The 23024-nt window shown below is 38.3% G+C and carries 10 protein-coding genes; 8 read left to right on the top strand and 2 right to left on the bottom strand.

Annotated features, from left to right (window positions below; translation table 11 throughout):
* Positions 1–313 precede the first annotated feature (313 nt).
* Together HMPREF1212_RS05520 and HMPREF1212_RS05515 are read right to left on the bottom strand one after the other, a co-directional pair.
* Positions 314–1894: a RagB/SusD family nutrient uptake outer membrane protein gene (locus tag HMPREF1212_RS05520; RefSeq protein WP_046148694.1), complete on the bottom strand. Its 1581-nt coding sequence runs from the start codon at positions 1892–1894 to the stop codon at positions 314–316.
* 23 nt (positions 1895–1917) lie between these two features.
* Positions 1918–4890: a SusC/RagA family TonB-linked outer membrane protein gene (locus HMPREF1212_RS05515; protein ID WP_082099831.1), complete on the bottom strand. Its 2973-nt coding sequence runs from the start codon at positions 4888–4890 to the stop codon at positions 1918–1920.
* A gap of 598 nt (positions 4891–5488) precedes the next feature.
* On the opposite strand from HMPREF1212_RS05515, the gene HMPREF1212_RS05510 reads away from it, so the two are divergent.
* The 8 genes from HMPREF1212_RS05510 (at position 5489) to HMPREF1212_RS05475 (ending at position 22934) form a co-directional block, all read left to right on the top strand.
* On the top strand, positions 5489–8605 hold the full coding sequence (locus HMPREF1212_RS05510) for a SusC/RagA family TonB-linked outer membrane protein (RefSeq protein WP_046148692.1): 3117 nt from the start codon (positions 5489–5491) through the stop codon (positions 8603–8605).
* Positions 8606–8639: 34 nt separating this feature from the next.
* Positions 8640–10235 (top strand): RagB/SusD family nutrient uptake outer membrane protein, encoded by a 1596-nt coding sequence (locus HMPREF1212_RS05505; protein WP_046148691.1) that lies wholly within the window; start codon positions 8640–8642, stop codon positions 10233–10235.
* Between the two features lie 753 nt (positions 10236–10988).
* The gene (locus tag HMPREF1212_RS05500) at positions 10989–12134 is read left to right on the top strand and encodes an AAA family ATPase (protein ID WP_028727442.1); all 1146 of its coding nucleotides are present in this window, start codon (positions 10989–10991) and stop codon (positions 12132–12134) included.
* 287 nt (positions 12135–12421) lie between these two features.
* Positions 12422–15253: a SusC/RagA family TonB-linked outer membrane protein gene (locus HMPREF1212_RS05495; protein WP_082099830.1), complete on the top strand. Its 2832-nt coding sequence runs from the start codon at positions 12422–12424 to the stop codon at positions 15251–15253.
* Between the two features lie 23 nt (positions 15254–15276).
* Entirely contained in the window at positions 15277–16644 is a 1368-nt protein-coding gene (locus HMPREF1212_RS05490) for a RagB/SusD family nutrient uptake outer membrane protein (protein ID WP_046150241.1), read from the top strand.
* A gap of 218 nt (positions 16645–16862) precedes the next feature.
* Positions 16863–18074, top strand: coding sequence for an ATP-binding protein (locus tag HMPREF1212_RS05485; protein WP_046148689.1), 1212 nt, complete (start codon positions 16863–16865; stop codon positions 18072–18074).
* Positions 18075–18336: 262 nt separating this feature from the next.
* Positions 18337–21312: a SusC/RagA family TonB-linked outer membrane protein gene (locus HMPREF1212_RS05480; RefSeq protein WP_082099829.1), complete on the top strand. Its 2976-nt coding sequence runs from the start codon at positions 18337–18339 to the stop codon at positions 21310–21312.
* Positions 21313–21323: 11 nt separating this feature from the next.
* Positions 21324–22934: a SusD/RagB family nutrient-binding outer membrane lipoprotein gene (locus HMPREF1212_RS05475; RefSeq protein ID WP_046148687.1), complete on the top strand. Its 1611-nt coding sequence runs from the start codon at positions 21324–21326 to the stop codon at positions 22932–22934.
* Positions 22935–23024: the final 90 nt, after the last annotated feature.

The raw sequence follows: 23024 nt of genomic DNA, 5'->3' as shown, positions 1-23024 counted from the left end.
ACAGAATATTACAAAAAACATAATTGGTTCAGAAAGTGAAACATAGAGGCTCTATTTTTTTAGTGATAGAAAGAAAAAAAATGAAAATGTGTTGTTTACTGACAGACTAAATCAAAAATCACCCTCTTGGAATCATAGCCAATCCCTTAAAATATAAATACCCGATAAAGATCAACTGGACTTTATCGGGTATTTGTTTATTTATACCCTCAAATACATAACACATCAGAGGGTTAGATTATACTATATTTATTAGGCAAAAATTTAGAATTCACCCTTTTCGATTTATATTAAACAATAATACGTATCCATATTATACAGTAGGATTCGGTGCAGCCGGATTGTTATCAGCATCCGAAATACCTTCGTTAGACTCAACTTCGCCTTGAGGAATACGATAAATCATAATCTGCGATTCGGGTTCTAATCTATATTGAATGACAGGTTCGTAGTTTGTATCTTTACGATCGATCGGTTTCTTCAAACGTAAGATATCGAATAAAGCAAAACCTTCGCCCCAAAGTTCCACACGGCGTTGCATCCAGATTTCATCCTGCATCTCCTGAGCTGAAGTTGCTTTGCAGGTATAAGACGGATCACGATAAGACTGTACGAAACTTTCCAATGTAGATTTAGCCTGCGACAAGTTTCCGCTCATAGCCTCACCTTCAGCCTTGATGTAGATCATTTCTTCCACACGCATCAATGGCCAGTCCTGCGAGTTCGTTGTATTTGCCATTACATCCTGATAAGGACCGAACTTTACATTTACATAAGGGGTCAACCCAAAATAGTCAATGACAGATTCTCCTCCAACTGTAGAATTAGCAACCAGTGTAGAAGTTGTATCCGGTGAGATAAACCACTGTTTACGGATATCTGTAGCTGGAATCTGATCATACAATTTGTCTGAAATATAACGCCAAGCACCTACCAAAGTCGTGTATCCGTTACCAGTTAACGAACTCAAATGAGAAGGCCAGTTAATAATACCTGTGGTTACAACATCGTTATCCGGAGAAATCAAAACTCCCCATAACCAAGAACTGGCAGAAGCCGAATTAAATGTCGGAGTCGAAACCTCAGCCAATGTTTGAGGGGTACCACCAGCTATTGCTTTTTCCGCATCTTTAGCTGCATCAGCCCATTTTTGCATCAACAGATTAGCGCGAGCGCGCAAACCGTAAGCAACAGCTTCATCAATCTGATCTTTGTTTGTTCCATTATCATTGCCAGCCAATAATTCGATTGCCTGATTCAAGTCACTCATAATCTGGTCATAAACCTGCTGAACAGTAGCACGAGGATTATTCTGCAACTCCTCTTCCGTCATCGTTTCAGTCACAATTGGTACACAAGGTTCATTTTCATGTCCTGCATATGTAAATTGATAAGTCTGGGCCAGATTCAGATAATCGTAAGCACGTGCAGCAAATGCCTGACCACGATAAATCTTCATAGAAGTATCATCGGAACCTTCCGTCAATGTCAACACATTATTAGCAGCCTTCATATGATTATAGAATATTTTCCAGATCAATTCATCGGTCGTACTAGTATAAACACGGTCTGAATAGTTCTGAGCTCCATTAAACCAGTTGTATCCTGTTGTCGTCGACGGCATATCCTGCCCGCTTTGTTCGTAAATCATTGCAATGGCCGGTACACCATAGTCGTTATGATAAGTTGTAGCGTCATCAGAGATCGTCCCATACATATTCAACTGAGCAGCCATCGCATTCACTTCAGCCGTGATCAGATTCGGTCTTTTATCAATAACATCTTCTTTCTGGTCTCCAGCAACATACTGGCCTTCCGGAAGCTTATCCAAATCGCAAGAGGCCAACACGAAAGCGACACTTGCTAATATTATATATCTACTTGTTAACTTCATAAGTTTAAATGCTATTTAACGGATTAAAAATTCAAAGAAATACCGCCGGAAATTGTACGGATCGGTGAATAAACATTTTCCACTTCATCATAATCCTGACGAGGGTCCAAACCTTTACGAGCCGTCCACAAAGCAACGTTATCAGCTACAAAATACAAACGAACACCTTCAATCTGTAATTTGCGTGTCCAGGATTTCGGCAAAGTATAACCGAATGTAATATTTTGCAAACTCAGATAATCAGAACTTGTCAGCCAACGATCCTGAGTTATCGTATTCGTATACCGCTGATCCTGTACATTCAAGCGAGGAACCTCCGTATTTTTATTTTCCGGAGTCCAAGCTTTCAATATATCTTCATGCCAAGCATCACCTATTGCTTGCGAACTCATCAGCTGTGCATAAGTATTGTCCATGATACGCCCTCCCAGTTGATAAGCAAAAGTGATTGAGAAGTCGAAACCGTAAGCTGTCAGACTAGTTCCGAAACCACCATAAACCTTCGGCAAAATATCTCCGGAAGCAAACCGGTTGGACGATGCCACGGAATAAGTAGTTGTCGTTGTCTTTCCATTTTCGTCCGGTTCCAACAAAGCCCATGATGGAGCACCTGTTTCAGGATCAGGACCTACATATTTCGGTAAATACTTTTGATACATGGATTCACCTTCGCGATAGATACGAGAACCATCAATCAATTGACCATTCAACTCAGGAGCCAGCTTCAATACTTTATTCTTAAAATGAGTCAGGTTCAAATCCACATTCCAAGCCCAGTCTTTTGTATTGATGATGTTAGAATGTAAATCCAATTCAACGCCACGGTTGACCATCGAACCTACATTCTCCGGATAACGGGAATACCCCATTGAAGGAGCAACCGGCTTAAAGTAAAGCATGTCTGTCGTTTTACGAGAGAAATATTCGGCAGTACCACTCAATTTACCACCCCAGAAAGTGAAATCAAATCCAGTATTAAAACTGTGAGAGGTTTCCCAAGTGATATCTTTGTTACCTTTATAATATAATGATGTAGAAAAATCCCCGTTGCTATTTGCCAATGTAAACTGATCCTGATAAGGATAGTAGTTACGATATAAACCACCTTGATACATCAGATTATCGTTACCTTGTAAACCGTAGCTAATTTTGAACTTTAACATATCGATCCAGCTTTGGTCAGCCAGAAAAGATTCCTTATTCATTAACCAACCGGCACCAACAGACCAGAAGTTACCCCAACGATTGTCCGGGTCGAAAGCAGAAGATGCATCACGGCGAAAAGAGACAGAACCAAAATATTTACCATCATAATCGTATTGAACACGGAACAACCAACCTTCTGTTGCATAATTTTGGGAATAACCGCTATTATTCTGATTCAAAATACCATTGTTTAATTCAGGTAATTCCGGATTATACAATTTTTCACGACTACCATATAAATAAGAATACTGGTAATTATAGTTTTCATGACCAGCCAATACATCCAGGTTATGAACTTCATTGAACGTCGTATTGTAAGTCAACAAATACTGTTGGTTTGTACTAAATGTACGCCGGGCCTCGGTACTTATAATTCCTCCCACACCACTTGCTTCGGAATACTGTCCATAATATGGATTCACTAAGTTTCTCATACGCACATTGTTTGCATCCACACCGATATTAACGTTTGCTTTAATACCACCCCAAATATCGATTTCCGCAAACCATTTACCACTAAGCACATCACCGGCATAATTTCTCTTATCCAGCATATAACTCGCTAATGGATTCGCATTCGGAATAACACCTTCACGAGAGAAATTCGTATCCGAACCATAATCATATCGTTTGAAACCACGCTTGTCGTACATAACATTACCGGAAGCATCGCGAACATACATAGGGTAGATAGCTCCCATTATATTAGCTGAATAAAAAGCATTTGCATTTGAAGTACTACCTTCCGTATCTTGTTCTCGGCTATCATAATGAGCAAATGACATATTTCCACCTAATTTCAACCAAGGTTTAACTTGATAATCAGCTTTTAAACGAGCTGAATAACGTTTGAAACCAGAATTTGGAACGATACCTTGGTCATTCAAATAACCAGCAGACATATAATAACTCATTTTATCTGTTGCGCCGCTTACATTCAAGTTGTATTCCTGACGGGCATTATTCTCAAATAATTCATCTGTCCAGTTATCCGGTGAATAATAATAGGTACCGTCGTTATATCCCAAAGTAGCTTTCGGATTTAATTTACCATCCATACCGACCAACTGTTCGCCGTTAGGAACAGTAAAGACCTGATATCCTAAATATTTACTTGAAAGCATTTGCTGATTGGCAAAAACATTGGCAGCTGCCAGATCACCAGCTGCAGTATATCCTTTCAAGTCACCGTTATAAATAGCAGAATAAGCCAATTCATAGAATTTACCAGGATCAGTAACAACTTTATAAGAAGGAATACCACGTTTGTTTACCCCCCACTTGGCATCAAAGTTAATACGAGCCTCACCGCTCTTACCTTTCTTAGTTGTAACCAAAATAACCCCATTAGCACCCCGAGCACCATACAATGCATTTGAAGCAGCATCTTTCAGCACGGTCATCGACTCGATATCGGAAGTAGTGATTGCAGAGATTTCGCCATCGTAAGGAACACCGTCCACTACATACAACGGCTTGTTACTGGCAGAAATAGAACCGATACCACGAATACGGACTTCTGCATCCTTACCAGGCTGACCAGTGTTACTTGTTATTTGCACACCTGCAACCTGACCAGCCAAAGCATTAGTCAAATTAGCGGCTTGACGAGCTGCAATCTTCTCTGTCTTGATTGTTGCTGCAGAACCAGTAAATGCACTCTTCTTAGCTGTACCATAAGCCACAATCATCACCTCATCAATCATCTGGCTATCCGACTCCAACAAAATAGTAAGAACTGGCTTAACAGCTACTTCCTGACTCTTCATCCCTACGTAAGAAACTACCAGAGTCTTTGCAGAACTTGGTCATAAAGACAGCTACCGTAATAGATTCAAAGATCTCAGGAAATGAAAATTTGATAAAATACCTATTCTGGTAGCATTTGTATCTATTTCATACATAATTTGTAGCGTGAATAGATACGACAAAATTGATGGCATTTTTTTCTGTTTCAATTTTGTTTGCCGGATATCTTGTGTTCATTTTTATACTCCTTTTGAAATTCATTAAGAGCTTATTTTATTACTCAAAAAGCCCCAAAATAGCAGAGACTTTTCTACCCTCGTGAAACCCGATGTTTTTCAGAGCCGGAATTGCTGTATGTAAAGTGTGAATAAGGCGGGGTTAAAAATAGGAAATTTTAATCCCTTTGTTAGGAAGATTTTAATCTATTCTAATACTTCAATAGTCCAAAACAACCGATTTTTGGGGCTATTCTGTTAATTAACAGTTTGTTTTTTGTAAAAACCTGTTAGTTATTTGTTGTTATAATAAATTTATTATTACATTTGCGGTCTCTCTGGTGTGTTTTATAATAGGTTTTGGCAAAGTATTCACAATATAGTGCAAATTAGTTATTTATAAGTTAAATAAAAAAGTGTGTCTATGAAAAAGTTGACTTATCTTTTATTCTGCCTAGTACTAGGCATTGGGGTGGCGACTGCTCAGACGACGAAGATAACAGGTTCTGTTATTTCGGCGGATGATAATGAGCCAATTATTGGTGCATCGATTGTTGTAAAAGGTACAATGGTCGGTACAGTGACTGATTTTAATGGTGCGTTCTCATTGGATGTACCAAGTTCTGCAAAGACTCTGACCGTTTCTTATGTAGGCATGGAAACTCAAGAGGTTTCCGTTTCTCCGATCGTTCATATCAAGTTAAAATCAGACACTCAGAATCTTGATGAGATTGTCGTTGTAGGATATGGAACTCAACGCAAGAGAGACGTTACGAGCTCTATTGCCAAAGTTGGCGGAGAAGAGTTAAGTAATCTGGCTGCGCCCTCATTTGATACCCAGCTGGCAGGTCGTGCTGCAGGTGTACAGGTTAGTACCCCGAGTGGTGTATTGGGTTCGGGTCCTCAATTTAAGGTTCGTGGTATGAGTACCATCAGTTCCAGTTCACAACCTTTGTTCATTGTAGACGGTATGCCGATCGCTACCGGTGATAATGGAGACGGGAAAACAGGCTTGGGCCAGTTGTACGCTTCATTCAATGCAATGTCGGATATTAACCCGAACGATATTGAATCAGTAGAAATCTTGAAAGACGGTGCTGCTACGGCTATTTATGGTTCACGTGCTGCTAACGGTGTTGTTTTGGTTACGACTAAAAAAGGAACCAAAGGCCGTGCAAAAGTTACTTACGACGGTTATGTAAGTGCAGCCAATGCGAGCAAATTGCATGATCTGTTAGGTGCTAAAGATTTCGTTACGATAGCGAATGAAAAATTTGAGAACTGGGGTGAAAAAGGACAAGCTGTTTATGATGCCGCAGGCCCGGATACCAAATGGAACGATTATATTTTCCAGACTGGTTTTCAACATAGTCATAATGTAGCAGCTAGTGGTGGTACAGACAAAAGTCAGTATTATGTATCTTTTGGTTTCACAGAACAGGAAGGTATTGTTCGCTCCAATGATATGAATCGTCTGACATTGAAAGCTGACTTAACCCAGCAGGCAACAAAGTGGTTACGCGTTGGTTTGAATGGTCAGATGAGCCGTACCAAACTGAATGGTATATCGAATTCCGAAAATTCATTGGGAGGTGTCGGTTTTGCCGGTGTACGTATGCTCCCTAACGTAGACGTATACGATCCGACTGATGTCACTGGTTATAATATCGATAAAGAAAGCCGTAAATCATTAGGCCGTGGTAATAACCTTTCTTACATCGATAACGGTATACAAAATATTGTTTGGGCGTTGGATAACAATGTAAACCGCTCGAGCAATACACGTACCATCGGTGGTGGTTGGGCTGAAATCACGATCATAGACGGACTTACATTAAAAACACAAGGCGGTTTGGATATCTCAAATGTGAAAGACTTTATGTACTGGGATTCAGAATCGGGCGATGGTTATGGACGTAAGGGATTAATTGAAGAAGTAAATACAACTTACGAAAACTGGAACTGGCAAAATATTTTGAATTTCAATCATTCATTCAATGATGTTCACAACTTGAGCGCAACTGCCGTTCAGGAATACACTCACAGCCAGTATGAATATACGGATGCATCCGTTCAGCAGTTATCAGACAGATTCTTTACGGATCATATCATTTCTAATACATTCGGTATAAAGGATGTAGGTGGTTATAAGACATTCAATGGTCTGGCATCTTATATGTTCCGTGCGAACTATAACTACGACAGCAAGTATTATGCAGGTGCATCTATTCGTTACGATGGATTGTCCAGTTTGCCGGAAGATACTCGTTGGGGTACATTCTGGGGAGCTTCTATTGCTTGGCGTCTGTCTCGTGAAAATTTCTGGAAAGATTCTCAGGTTAATGAATGGTTTAACGACTTACGTGTTCGTGCCAGCTACGCAACGTTAGGTAACTCTGATTTGGGAAATAACTTTCCATATTTGGGAACTTATGGCGCAAAATTATACGGATCGCAATCAGGTGTTGCCTGGAACCGCATGGGTAACAATAACCTGAAGTGGGAAACAACAGAAACATTCGACATCGGTCTGGATGGTTCCATGTTCAATAATCGCCTGACATTTGAGCTGGCTTACTGGCAAAAGAACTCAAAAGACCTTGTTTTGGAAGTTCCGACAGCTCCTACAATGGGTGTTCCTTATAATTCTTATTACGACAATATCGGTAAAATCAAGAACTCAGGTTTTGAGTTAACTGTTGGTGGTACGATTATTGCTACTAAAGATTGGAACTGGCGCTCGGATTTCAACTTCTCTACAGTTAAAAACACTGTCAAATCGCTATATTCCGGTACTGATATTATTGATAATTACACAATTATTCGTGAAGGAGAATCTTATCGTTCACTCTACGGGTACGACTATTACGGAGTCAATATGGAAAATGGTAACCCTATCTGGAGAAAAGCTGATGGTAGCCTGGTTCAGTTCGATACATTCGGCTCATATGATTATGTTGAATATGACCCTTCCAATCCTGAAGACGTATCGAAAGAATCTTCTCTGGGTTCTAGCGACCGTAAAATCTTAGGTTCATCCATGCCAACCTGGTTCGGAGGATGGAACAATACGATTACCTATAAAGATTTCGATTTAAACATATTCCTTCGCTTCTCAGGAGGTAATAAAATCATGAACGCCTCCCGTCAGAGTGCTTTGATGAATATGGAATTTGCTAATAATGGTAAGGAAATTTTAGGTAGATGGGTATCTCCTACACAAACGGGTGATGGTATGACTCCAAGAATTGGTTATGGTGACGCTGCCGCCTTATTTAATGACGGTTTTACAGACTCTCATTTCGTAGAGAAAGGAAATTACCTGAAATTATCTAACCTGGCTTTAGGTTATACTTTGCCGAAATCAGTACTGTCGGCATTGAACATCACAAAGATCCGCTTATATGCACAGGCTCAGAACCTGTTTACTATCACCGGATATTCAGGTTTGGATCCGGAAACAAATACTCGTCTGGGCGTAGACTGGAACGGTATGCCTCAACAGCGTTCATTCACTTTTGGTGCAAATATCACATTCTAAGTTTAAGAATATAAATCAGTAGAAAATTACAATTATGCTAAATAAAAAACTATATAAAAATATATCAGTTGTAGCATTAGGCGCAGCCTTAATTTCGCTACCCTTATTCACTGCTTGCGAAAGTGATGTAGTGGATCTGTCGCCGGTCGATAAGTTCTCGGATCTGACCGCTTACGGTACTCCCGAACGATGTGAGTTATCAATGATCGGAGCCTATGATGCAGCTCAATGCGGTATGTATATCAATTCCACTAATGGTTGGCAACGTGGTTATCCTTTCGGAGCTGCAAGTATACAACAAGGTGAAATGAGAGGCGAAGACATGAACTTGACTGCTCAGTTCTATGATTATACATACTCAGCTACTTATAACCTGTCTACGGCGAATAATGTTGCTATGTGGGAGACTTCTTTTGAGGCCATCAACCGTTACAACACAGTAATGGCTGGTCAGGAATATGCCGGAAGTAATGGTATACTCACTGAAGCACTGGCTAATCAATATAAAGGAGAATGTTTGTTTTTACGTGCTTTGACATATCATAATTTGTTGATTCATTATGCACTTCCTCTCAATATCGATGGTAATAATAATTATGGTTTACCGATTTATACAACAGCATTCAATACTCCGGAGTCTATTCAGGAAGGTTTGAAAATCGGTCGTTCTACTGTGACTGAAACATATGCGCAGATCATAAAGGATTTGGATGATGCAGAGCAGCTTTTGCCCGATCTTATTACAGCCAGTAAAATATCCCGTGCGTCTAAAGGTGCTGCAATAGCATTGAAGACCCGTGTTTATTTGCACATGAGAAATTGGGATAAGGTAATTGAGGAGGCAAAGAAACTGGAAGGTGGACGTTTCCAGTTGGAAGCAGATCCGGCAACTCCGTTTACTTCAAGTTCAGATAATAAAGAATCAATATTTTCGATAGAAAACAGTACGGAAGACAATCCGGATGTAAACGGTTCTTTAGGTCAGATGATGTCGGGACGCGATGGCGGTCGTGCAATCATAACTTCATCTCCGACTGTCTATAATTCAAGCTATTGGACAAAAGATGACAAACGTCGCAATTTGCTGTTGTATCGTGCTTCTGACGATTATTATTATTGCGATAAATACCAGGATCCTACTTCTCAGGATGCTTGGGCTCCGCTCCTTCGCTATGCAGAAGTTCTGTTGAACGAGGCAGAAGCAGCCGCACGCGCTAATAATAAAACATTAGCTCTCGAAAAGTTGAATGAAGTACGCGACAGATCATTAGCAAATCCGGCACAAGAAAGTTATAAAGCTTCGGATTTCGCTGACACAAAATCTCTTGTAGAAGCGATCTTGTGGGAACGTCGTATTGAATTTCATGGCGAAGGTCGTCGTTGGGAAGACATTCACCGTTTAGCAAACGATGATATAGCTCCTTCGGGTGGTATTCCTGCTAAGATAGAATACAACAACTGTAAAGGTAAAGGTGTATTTGTTGTCAACAGTGAAATTAAGCCGGAATGGTATAGCTCTAGTAAAAGATTTATCCCATATACAGATAAACGTTTTATCTGGCCTGTTCCATTGAATGACATCTTAAGAAACCCGTCACTGGCAAGTCAACAAAATGCCGGTTGGGAATAAAAATATTACTACCAGATAAGGTGAACCCCGATAGTCGATTCTGATTATCGGGGTTTATTATATCTGTACAGCTAAGTGTCAAAACGAAACTGTAATTGCATTATAGCAAGCAAAATAATTTTTATTATTGATTTTGTATAACAAGCATAGCGTTTAAATTTAGCATTACAGAAGACTTTGGAATACATTAATTAACACATTTGTCTAAAAATACATCTATTCTGATTTATTTAAAGAAAACCGAACTTCGTTTAAAACGAAATTATTTTTTGTTTTAAACGAGATTAAGTTCCATTTAAACCGAGATTTTAGTTAACAAGTGTTTATCGCTATTTTTTTTGAAGCAATTCAGCACCCCAAAAGCATGTTGAATAACATTTTTATTCTCTATATCAACACAAAACAGCTTTATATATATAATATCATATTTACTAATATTTCAGGATATATTCAACTTGTTGTTTTATGATGTTTCAAAAATGATTTTATAATTATGTTTTATAGAGTTGAGAAAGTGCTAAATGTTATTTGCATAGTGGTTGACAATCGCATAAAAAATAATAAGTCTGGTTTATTCCTCGCACAGTCATTCTACAAGCAGGTTAAATTGACATTTTGATATTTATGAATGGTGTGTTTACAACAAGAATCGGACTGCATCAATGAAATCAACAAATTTCAAATCGATTGATTTGAAATTTGTTGATTTCATTTGTTTAAACTATCTTTGTTTTCATCAAAACATAGATAGTTATGGATACTCCTTTTGTATATGGCCGTATAGCGGACAAAGAGAATTTTACTGACAGAGAGCAGGAAGTCAAGCTGTTAACACAGAATTTCAATAGTTTGATCAATACTATTATCATATCTCCGCGTCGATGGGGTAAAACTTCTTTAGTCAATAAAACGGCACAAATATTACTGGATTCAAGCAAAGATTACTATATCTGTCATGTTGATATTTTTAATTGCCGGACAGAAGAAGAGTTTTATATAGCTTATGCTAATGCATTGATGAAAGTATCAACTTCTGCCTGGGAAGAATTTGTATCCGGTGTCAAAAAATATTTGGGAAGAATGGCACCAATCGTATCATTATCAGATACTAGTCAAACCTATGAATTATCATTTGGTATAAATTTCAAGGATAATAAATTGACTTATGATGAAATACTGGATTTACCGCAAGCTATTGCCAACGATACCGGAAAAAAAATAATTGTATGTATTGACGAATTCCAGAATATCAATGAATACGAAGATCCTCTGGCTTTTCAACGTAAGTTACGTGCTCATTGGCAAAAACATTCTTCTGTCTGCTACTGTCTCTATGGGAGTAAGCGGCATATGTTATTGGATATTTTTAATGACTATAGCATGCCTTTTTACAAATTCGGAGATATTTTGTTTCTACACAAAATAAGTAGAGCTGATTGGGCTCCATTTATTTCTGCACGTTTTACTGATACAGGTAAAAGTATCTCTGAAGATTTATGTAACACAATAGCAGCCAGGGTTAAAGATCATCCTTATTATGTCCAACAATTAAGCCAGCAGGTTTGGCTCCGAACAAAAAAGCAATGTTCTGAAGATATAATAAATGAAGCCTTTTTGAGTTTAACAGCTCAGTTAAGTCTTCTGTTTGCCAATATAATAGACAGCTTAACATCAAAACAGATAAACTTCTTATTAGCAGTAGCAGATGGTGTTGTCAATTTTTCTTCAAAAGAAGTATTGACTAAATATAAATTGGGTACATCTGCTAATATCAAGAATTTGAGAAAAGCGACGTTGGAAAAAGACTTGATTGATATTTTGCCGGGAAATATTACCGAAATACAAGATCCTATTTTTGAGTATTGGTTGAAAAATATTTATACGACTGCATTTAGATAATTAATTACAGGTTTTACTGAAATAAATAATGAATTTTCCCCTAAAGAAGTAGTCTTAAAACCCATCAAAAAGGAGTAGAATTTGAGTATTAGATATAATGATACCCAATTTTGCTCTTTTTTATGATATGGAATATAAGTACCTAACAATAAACCTTTTAAATGTTATCTTATATCAATTTCCAGCTTAGAAACAATACTTTATTTCCATTATAACCACTATTACACAATATGGTATAAATAGTTGATAAACAGCATATTAATGAAGGACATAGTTCTGCAAAGACTCTGGTGATTTCTTATGTAGGAATGGAAAGCCAGGAGGTCTCTGTTAAGCCTCAGATTAGAGTGCTATTAAAAACCTCTAGTCAAGCTCTGGATGAAGTGATGGTTGTTGCCTACGGAACTGCAAAAAAGGCATCTTTTACAGGTTCTGCAAAAGCCGTTAGTTCGGATGAAATCGTATCAGGATCCAAAGAATCGTTAGACAAAGCATTGGCCGGTAAATTGACTGGTGTACGTGTAACTACTACTACAGGTGACCCCGGTTCTCCAGGTGAAATCAACATCCGTGGTGTTGGGTCTATTAGTGCATCGAAGTCACCGTTATATGTAATCGATGGTGTTCCTGTTAAGAATGACAGCGACATGAGTTATTACGGTAAAACTTCCAGCATCCTTAGTTCTTTGAACCCGGAAGATATTGAGAACATGACAGTGCTGAAAGATGCTGCCGCCGCTTCTCTGTATGGATCACGTGCTGCTAACGGTGTAATCATCATTACTACTAAATCAGGTAAAAAGGGTAAAACGAAAGTTTCTTATACCGGTGAAGTTGGATGGTCAAACATGGCTGTAAAACAGTTTGTTCCGATGGATGCTAACCAGATACTCGAATATGGAAAAGAAGCGATTGCAAACTATTACATTTTGAATGGTGATGCAGGCAACCGTGAAGAAGCTTATGCTCTTATCGATTCAGAAGGCGATATGGCTTCTTTCTTCAATGATCCTTCCGGTAAAACGAATACTAACTGGAGAGACGAGGTTTATCGTACAGCTTTGACGCAGGATCATCAGGTAGCTATCAGTGGTGGTGCTGATAAGACACAATTCTATGTTGGATTTGGTTATAATAAGTCTGAAGGTATCGTAATCGGTACTGATTTTGATCGTTTAAGCGGTCGTTTGAACTTGGATCATCAGATAAATAATTGGTTGAGCTTTGGTGTAAAACAATCTATTGCTTATTCAAAGCAAAACGGAGGGCGTGACCAGGGTGATCAGGCACAGGGAATCGGAACATCTTCTCCTTTGAGTCTGGTGTTCAGTTCAGACCCAACTGCTCCGGTGAAGAATCCAGACGGATCTTATAATGAGGAAGCAAACTGGGGTGCGGCATCCAACCCTCATTTAATGCTCGGTATTGATCAGTGGATTAAGTCTAAGACCATGCGTAGCTTGACTAATGCAGATGTCCAGGTGAAATTCTCAGATAAAGTCTCTTTCAAAAGCATCTTAGGTTATGACTTTATCGATACAAAACACTTTGAATACTGGAGTCCGACAAGTGTGGACGGAGAATCGGTTAAAGGGTTAGGTTCTCGTTATAATTATGAAAATCGTAATTTGACCAGTTCTTCAACATTGAGATATGCTAATCTGTGGAATGATATACATTCGTTTGACGTACTGGGCGGTTTTGAAGTTGAAAATCAACAGTTGACTAATGTAATTGCAACTGCAAAACAGTATTCGACAGATAAGTTGCCTGAATTGGGTAATGGTCAGCCGGATAACGCTTACAGTAATGTATATGAATCAGGTTTAGTTTCTTATCTGGCAACAGCGAACTATAATTATGACAATAAGTATTATTTATCTGCCAGCTTCCGTCGTGATGGTTCTTCCCGCCTGGGTGCAGATAATCGTTGGGCTAATTTCTGGTCTGTATCAGGAGCCTGGAGAATAAATAAAGATTTCCTGAAGGATAACGACTTATTCTCTGATTTGAAATTACGTCTTTCTTATGGTACAAATGGTAACTTGCCTAGTGATTACTATGCAAACCTGGCATTGTATTCATTCAGCTCAGGTTATGGCCCTTCTTCTGCCATTTATTGGGACCAGGCTGGTAACAGTAAATTAGGATGGGAAAAGTCTCAGAATTTCAATATCGGTTTAGACTGGAATATGTATCAGCGTGTTAACCTGACTGTTGAATATTATAACAAAAAGACAACAGACCTTTTGTTTAAAGTTCCGACATCTATCGTTACTGGTTTTGAAGACAACTGGCAGAATTTAGGTGAATTGAAGAATACAGGTCTTGAGATAGAAGTTAATTCTCAGAATATCAAAACTCACGATTTTTCATGGGATACCAACTTCAACCTGACTTATCAGCAGGTTAAAATCAATAAACTTCCCGAAGGAAAAGATATCCAATACGGAGATGGTGAAATGTATCTGCACCGTGAAGGTGAATCCATGTATACATTCTATTTACCGGAATGGAAAGGTGTTAATCCTGAAACTGGTTTAGGTGAATTCTGGAAGGATCCTAATGATCACAGCCAGGGTGTTGTCAATTATTATGCTGAAGCAGGTAAAGGTATAGTTGGTAAAGCTGTACCTGATGTGATCGGTGGTTTGACCAATACATTCAAATACCGTGATTTCGACTTGTCTTTCCTGATCACTTATCAGTTTGGTGGTGATATGTTCGATTATCCGGGATATTTCTTCCATCATGACGGATTTCGTTTAGGCTCTTTCAATGTAGAAAATGATGTAGCCGGTAATTATTGGAAAAATCCGGGTGACGTAGTAGACTATCCGAAGCCTATTTACGCGAATCCTTATCGTACGGATCGTTTCTCCAGCAGAACAATCGTTTCTTCGGATAATATCCGTATGCGTGAAATTACATTGGGTTATAATCTTCCGGTTTGGAAAAATATATTCAATAACCTGAGAGTTTATTTCCGTTCAAATAATCCGTTTATGATCTGGTCTAAATGTGATCGTGTTGATCCCGATGTTCCATTAAATGGTTATCGTCAGGTGGATACACCTCCAACCAAAAGCTTTGTCTTTGGTGTAAATATCACTTTATAATCTAATTAAAACAGATAATGAATATGAAAAAAATATATTTGGTTAGTTTAGCATTTATGCTGTTGACCGCAGCTTGTAGCGATGTCCTGGAAAAAACACCGGGAACAAGCTTGCCGGTAGATGAAGCTATTACTTCGGTGGATGATTTACAGAATGCCGTAAACGGTGTTTATGCATATCAGGCAACGGAGGTTGGATCTTATGGTGGCGACTTTGCGTTATTCGCAGATTTACGTGGAGGAGATTTTCAATCTATTTCTACTGTGAATCATGCAGGCCCGATGTATCGGTATCAACTGGATAAAAACCATTCGTTAGTATTTAGTTTTTACAAGGTTTTCTATGTTTCACTGGCAAGAATCAATAGTGTCTTGGCTGCTTCTGAGAATCTGGAAGGTGATATTGCAAACCTTCAGGGGGAATTGTATGCAATGCGCGCTTTATATCATTTTGACTTGGCACGTATGTTCGCTAAATTACCAACTACAGGTGATATGAATGGTTTAGGTATTGTTTTGTCAGATCAGGTGTTTGCAACAGATTATGTTGGTGAGAGAGCTACATTACAGGCTACTTACGACTTCATTATTAATGATTTGAATACAGCACTTCCCCTTTTGACAAAAGACAAGAACCAGGGGCATATTAACTATTGGTCTGCTTTGGGTATTCGTGCACGTGCTTATCTGTATTTAGGGAAATATGCTGAAGCACTGAATGATTGCAAAGAAATCATAGCCTCTTCTCCTTATAAATTATATACGATAGATGAATATGTTTCTGTATGGGATAAAGAGGGTACAAATGAAGCTATGTTTGAAATCCTGACAACTTCTATATATAATGCTCAGCGTAACTCTCTTGGTTACTATACTCATGCAAAAGGTTATGGTGAATGTGCATTTACTGAAAGTTTTAAAGCGGAATTAGATGCCCGTCCGAATGATGTCAGGACTCAGCTTGTAGCAGAAGAAACAGAGAACAGTTACAACGGATTTTATCCTCAAAAGTATAGAGGACGTGACGGACAGATTTATGTCAACAATCCTAAAGTAATCCGATTGTCAGAAATTTATCTGATCGCTGCAGAATGTGCATTGAAGAATGGTAGTGCCGGAGATGCTGCTCAGTATATAAATACACTTCGTAAGAATCGTATCACTGGTTACGCAGATGTAGCATCTGTTACATTAGATGATATCCTGATGGAAAGACGACTGGAACTATTTACAGAAGGACATACATCCTGGGATTATTGGAGAAATGGCAAGTCTGTAACGAATAAGTTTGCCGGAGAAATAAAGTCGGACGATTATCGTACTATTTTGCCTATGCCTATGACAGAAATAAATGTCTCAGGTGGTAAGTTGGTTCAAAATCCGAATTATTAATTAGACAATATCAAGTCCTGGATAATCCGTAACGGATATTCAGGACTTGACTCTATTCCTTTCTCTTAACAACAAAGACCTTCCCCTTTTCCTAAAATTATTACGATCTTGTACTAGAGATAAAGTTTAATGTTTAAGTGCATTTATTTCGTTATTATTGTTTCTTATAAGAAATAAAACTAATATCTTTACGGAAAGTTTTACTTATAAGTAATAAAATGAAAACACCGGAATTTTATAAAAGAGAATTATACCTTGATCGTATCAAGCCGTTTGTAAACACACAAATGATAAAAGTCTTGACCGGACAACGCCGTGTTGGGAAAAGTTTTCTTATTTTCCAGTTGATGGACGATATACGTTTATCATATCCTTCGGCAGACCTTATTTATATCAACAAAGAATTGTTTGAATTTGATAGCTTAAAAGATTATTCAGATCTGATACAATATGTAACATTGCAGCGTAAAAATCTTGCTGATAAATGTTTTTTATTCATTGATGAAGTGCAGGATATCATAAGCTTTGAGAAAGCATTACGTCATTTTTTTGCAGAAGGAAGTTATGATATATATTGTACGGGTAGTAATGCGAACATGCTTTCCGGTGAACTGGCTACATATTTAAGCGGACGTTATATTGAATTCAAAGTATATAGCCTTACTTACAATGAGTTTCTGCAATTTCATAAGTTGGAAGATAGTTCTGATTCTTTTACAAAGTTCTATAAATTTGGCGGATTGCCATATTTAATCAATCTCCCGTTCAATGAATTATTGGTATCTGATTATCTAAGGAGTATTTATGATACAATTATTCTGAAAGACATAGTAAACAGATACAATATTAGAAATGTTAGACAACTGCAAGACTTAACAGTGTATCTGGCGGATACAATAGGTAATTTATTTTCTGCCAATAAAATAAGTGAATATCTTAAGTCTCAACGCGTAGATTTACCTCCTAAAACGATCTTGGAATATCTGACATATCTTAATAATGCTTACTTTGTGAAAAGGTTACGCCCAACAGATATTCAAGGGAAACGCCAATTTCAGATAGGTGAAAAATATTATTTTGAGGATCTGGGTATCCGCCATGCAATCCGTCCTTTTCGTCCGAATGATATAGCTCAAGTTTTGGAAAATGTAGTCTGTCATCATCTTCTTGTCAATGGATATACTTTATCGGTCGGCAGAGACGGGGAGAAAGAAATTGATTTTGTGGGAGAGAAAGATGGAGAAAAAATATATGTTCAAGTTGCTTATTCAGTAATGGAGCCTAAAACTCATGAACGTGAATTTGGTAACCTTTTAGCTATAAAAGATAATTATCCCAAAATGGTTATCACAATGGATGAAATTGAAGGTACATCTTTTGAAGGAATAAAACAGATACCAATCCGAAAGTTTTTACAAAAGTTTAAATAGATCTTATCTGTTTTATTCTATCCAAAAAGAATAAATGGATAACAAAAATAGGTAGAATATGGGTAATATAATTGATATATTCATATTCTACCTTATTTGTTTATAAATATAATTATTTCACTGATTATTAGCTGTTTATTGTTGTATGTAATCTGGTTAAAACCTTTAATAGGGATATAACTAATTCTAAATAAGAAATTTACCATATTTTTTAATTAATTGATAATCAGCATGTTGTATATAACTTAGTTCTGCAAAGACTCTGGTAGTTTCTTACGTAGGGATGAAGAGTCAGGAAGTAGCTGTTCAATCGGTTGTTAACGTTAGATTAGCATCTGATACTCAGAATATTTCCGAAATTGTTGTAACAGCGATGGGTATCTCGAAAGAGAAAAAGGCATTAGGTTATGCTGTTCAGGATGTAAAAGGTGATGATCTAACACGTGCAGCTAGTACAAGCATTTCTTCTGCATTGCAAGGTAAAGTATCGGGTGTAGATATTACTCCGTCATCTGGTATGCCGGGAGCCTCTTCACAAATCACAATCCGTGGTGTCCGTTCTTTCACAGGCGATAATACACCTTTGTATGTTATCGATGGTATGCCTATTTCATCTGCTGCCGATATCGATACAGATAAAAGAAACACGGGTAGTGTGGCCGGTGCCGACTTCGCCAATCGCGCTGTCGATTTAGACCCGAACGATATTGAAAGTATCAATATTCTGAAAGGACAAGCAGCTTCTGCTCTTTATGGTATGCGTGCTTCTAATGGTGTTATTGTTATTACAACTAAAAGTGGTAAAGGAGCGAAAAAAGGAAAACCTTCTATTACACTAACATCAAACCTGTCGTTCGACAAAGTTTCAACCCTTCCTGACTTCCAAAAAGAATATGCACAAGGTAGCGGAGGAGCTTACTCTCCCAGTACTTCATTGGCTTGGGGACCCAAGATCTCTGAATTAGCAAATGATGCGAACTATGGTGGTAACACAGACAATGCTTACACTAAGCAATATGGTAAACACGAAGGTATGTATTATGTGCCTCAGCGTGCCGCTGCCGGATTGGATCCTTGGGCTGTTCCACAAGGTTACGATAATGCAAAGAATTTCTTCAACACAGGTGTTTCATGGAGCAACAATGTAAACGTTTCACAAGCATTTGACAAAGGAAACTATTCATTCTCTTTAGGTAACAGCACATCTGAAGGTATCATACCTAACACAGGAATGGATCGTTACAATGCAAAATTGAATGCTACAGCTAATTTAAATAGTCATTGGACAACCGGTTTCAGTGGTAATTTCATCACTTCAAAGATCAGAAAACAAAGTGCAGGTAACGAAGGTGTCGTTGCCACTATTTATGGTACACCTCCTAGTTATGACTTCAATGGTATCCCTTCTCATGTAGAAGGCGACCCTTATACACAGAATAACTATCGTCCTACAACATTTAATAATGCTTATTGGGCTTGCGATAATAACTCTTTTACAGAACGTTCACAGCGTTTCTTTGGTAATACATACGCACAATATGATACAAAATTCGGCGAAGATCATAAATTAACAGCCAAATATCAATTGGGTGCAGACGCTTACAGTACTATCTATTCTGACGTATACGGATATGGTGATAAAAGTTATTCAACTGGTTACTCAAGACAGGATAGCTACCATATTACAGAAATGAACTCTTTGTTTACATTGAACTACGACTGGAAGATTATGCCGGATCTGGATTTAAATGTATTATATGGTAATGAACTTGTAAATAAATCAACGAGAATCACTACAGGCAAAGGATACAACTTTAACTTCCCTGGATGGAATCATATCGGAAACGCAACAACTTTCCAGGCTGAACAAAGTACAACAAAAAAACGTACGGTTGGTAACTTCGCAAACCTGGCATTATCATGGAGAAACATGTTGTATTTCAATGCTACTGTCCGCAACGACATTGTTTCCACAATGCCTCGTGGAAATCGTTCATTTACTTATCCTTCCGTATCTTTAGGCTGGATCTTCACAGAACTTTCTCCTTTGAAGGACAACGAAATCCTTACTTTCGGTAAGATACGTGCTTCTTATGCAGAGGTTGGTATGGCTGGCGAATACTTCGAGAACTTCTATTATACTCCAGCTTATGGCGGTGGATTCTCATCTGGTACTCCTATCCAGTATCCGTTCGGTTCAACAACATCATATATTCCTTATTACAAAATATATGACCCGAGCCTGAAACCTCAGAACACAAAATCATACGAATTAGGTGCAGACTTAACATTCCTGAATGGTTTGGTTTCATTGAACTACACCTATTCTCGTCAGAATGTAAAAGACCAGATCTTTGAAGTGCCTTTGTCAACCTCTACCGGTTATAGCTCAATGATTACTAACGGTGGTGCAATTCATACAAACTCACACGAAATTACATTGACAATTAAACCGATCGAGAAAAAGAACATTTATTGGGATTTCGGTTTCAACTTCTCAAAAATCGACAACTATGTTGATGAACTGGCAGAAGGTGTAAACAGCATTATGTTGGGTGGTTTCGTAACTCCGCAGGTACGTGCTGGTATTGGTGATAAATTCCCGGTAATCTACGGTTCCGGTTATTTACGTAACGATGACGGCCAGATCGTTGTAGACGCAAATGGTTTACCTCAAGCCGGAGAACCTCAGGTTATCGGTAGTGTCTCTCCCGACTTCCGTCTGGGCTTCAACACGACATTCGAATTATACAAATTCCGTTTATCTGCTGTATTAGACTGGAAACAGGGAGGACAAATCTATAGTGGTACATTAGGGGTTCTTGACTATTATGGCGTAACTCAGCGTTCAGCCGATTATCGCAATATGTCTGATTTCTTATTCGAAAAGCCAGCTGTTAAACAAAATGCCGATGGTTCTTACTCTCCAAACGACATCAAGATCAAAGGAGAAAATGCTTATGACTATTTCAACGCAATGAATGCTATTGACGAAGCTAGTATTTATGACAATTCATTCATCAAATTGCGTGAAATTTCTTTGAGCTATCCTATTTTGGAAAAATCATACTTAAATATTTCTGCAAACGTATTTGCACGTAATATTATCCTATGGTCTCAATTACCAGGTCTTGATCCGGAAGCAACATTAGGTAACAACAACATGGCTGGTGCATTTGAACGTTTCTCTATGCCGGGAAGCTCTAGTTATGGTTTTGGTTTAACATTCAAATTTTAAACAAGAGTAATATGAAAATTACATATAATAAATTTAAGACATATCTGTCTGTCGCTTTAGTAGCCGGAGTTCTGTTCTCCTGCTCCGAAGACAAAATGGACAAGATCAATCAGGATATCGATAATCCGCATAACATTGATGCTAAATTCATCCTGACAGATGCGATAACATCTACAGCTTTCAGTAATATCGGAGGGGATTTTAATCACTATTTCTCTTCTTATGTTGAAAATGAAGTAGGTATTTTCAATCAGTTATATAATGCAGAGACTCGTGTTTCTGAAGTATACTCATCTTCCACTTTTAATAATATCTGGGGAAATACTTATAGTTCACTAAAAAATGCACGAATCATCATTGATAAATGCTCTGAAGAAGGTACTCAACCCGGAAACTATACAACAAAAGGTATGGGAGAAGTTCTTGCTGCAATCAATGCTGGTTTATTAGCCGACGCTTTTGGAGATACTCCTTTCAGCCAGGCAGCTTTACCTAAATTAGATAACGGTAAACCTCAGTTCATGAATCCGGAAATAGACAAGCAAAAAGATATTTACACAGCAATCATTGCTTATCTGGATGCTGCCATTGAAGATCTGCCTAAAGGTGACACACATGTTTCAGGAAAAGCCGGAGCTCAGGATATATTATTCAAAGGCGATGCTAACAAATGGCTAAAACTGGCCTATGGCTTGAAAGCCCGTTATACTATGCACACATTAAATGTAGCAGAAGACAAAACTGCTGCTTTAAACACTGTTCTGGAATGTTGCAAAAACGCAGCACAAAGCGCAAGTGAACAAGCTGCATTTAATGTTTATGACGGTGTTGCAAATCTTAACCCGCTGTATGACTTCTTCAATAGCCGCGAATATACAGCTGCAAGTGCCAGCCTGACACAAAAGCTTATTGCCCGCAACGACCCGCGCGTTCACCGTGCATTCGTTGATGCACTCTTTGCAGATGAGAGTCTGGATGCCCAAGGTTTCTACTGTAAACAATTAACCGGAGAAGAAGAAAGCTTCTTATCTATGATGGCTCCTAACGGTAAGCCTCAACAGGAACAGGAGTATTATAATACTTCTATCTTCCTGATGGCTGCCACAGCTCCTACTATGTTTATGAGTTTCCATGAAGTAAAATTCCTGGAAGCAGAAGCTTTGGTAAGACTAAACCGTTTGGATGAAGCAAAAGCAGCATTAAAAAGCGCAGTTGTTGCCGGTTTGATGAACATGGAAGTAAGCGTAGCTTCTGCATTAGACAACGCTTCAGTTCCTGTTAAAGCCAACTCAACCAGCGCTGTGACAGCAGCAGATGCAGAAAACTACTTCGATACAGAAGTAGCTCCGTTGTTTACAGCTAATCCTTTAAAAGAAACAATGCTTCAAAAGTATATTGCTTTTTGGGGAGCTAACGGTGAATCAACAGAATGTTATAATGATGTTCGTCGTTTAAAAGCAGAAGGTAATGACATTTACAGTTTTGAAAACCCGGGTAAATTCCCGTTACGTGCACCTTACGGTAGTGACGAAGTAAGCTCTAACCCCAATGTAGAAAATGCATATGGCAACGGTCAATATGTATTTACTGAAAACGTTTGGTGGGCAGGCGGTAGCCGATAAACAAAATTCAATACGGTGATCCTATAAACAGTTATACGGTCACCGTATATACTCACATACGACAACCGTATAAACTCACATCCGATGATC

It is taken from the genome of Parabacteroides sp. HGS0025 (assembly GCF_000969845.1).
Classification (GTDB): domain Bacteria; phylum Bacteroidota; class Bacteroidia; order Bacteroidales; family Tannerellaceae; genus Parabacteroides; species Parabacteroides gordonii.
Note: the sequence above shows the minus strand (reverse complement) of the source record. Positions and strands in the feature narration are given on the sequence as shown.

Coding starts and splice junctions, on each gene's coding strand:
- HMPREF1212_RS05520 (WP_046148694.1), bottom strand. CDS start 1,894: ATGAAGTTAACAAGTAGATATATAATATTAGCAAGTGTCGCTTTCGTG.
- HMPREF1212_RS05510 (WP_046148692.1), top strand. CDS start 5,489: ATGAAAAAGTTGACTTATCTTTTATTCTGCCTAGTACTAGGCATTGGG.
- HMPREF1212_RS05505 (WP_046148691.1), top strand. CDS start 8,640: ATGCTAAATAAAAAACTATATAAAAATATATCAGTTGTAGCATTAGGC.
- HMPREF1212_RS05500 (WP_028727442.1), top strand. CDS start 10,989: ATGGATACTCCTTTTGTATATGGCCGTATAGCGGACAAAGAGAATTTT.
- HMPREF1212_RS05490 (WP_046150241.1), top strand. CDS start 15,277: ATGAAAAAAATATATTTGGTTAGTTTAGCATTTATGCTGTTGACCGCA.
- HMPREF1212_RS05485 (WP_046148689.1), top strand. CDS start 16,863: ATGAAAACACCGGAATTTTATAAAAGAGAATTATACCTTGATCGTATC.
- HMPREF1212_RS05475 (WP_046148687.1), top strand. CDS start 21,324: ATGAAAATTACATATAATAAATTTAAGACATATCTGTCTGTCGCTTTA.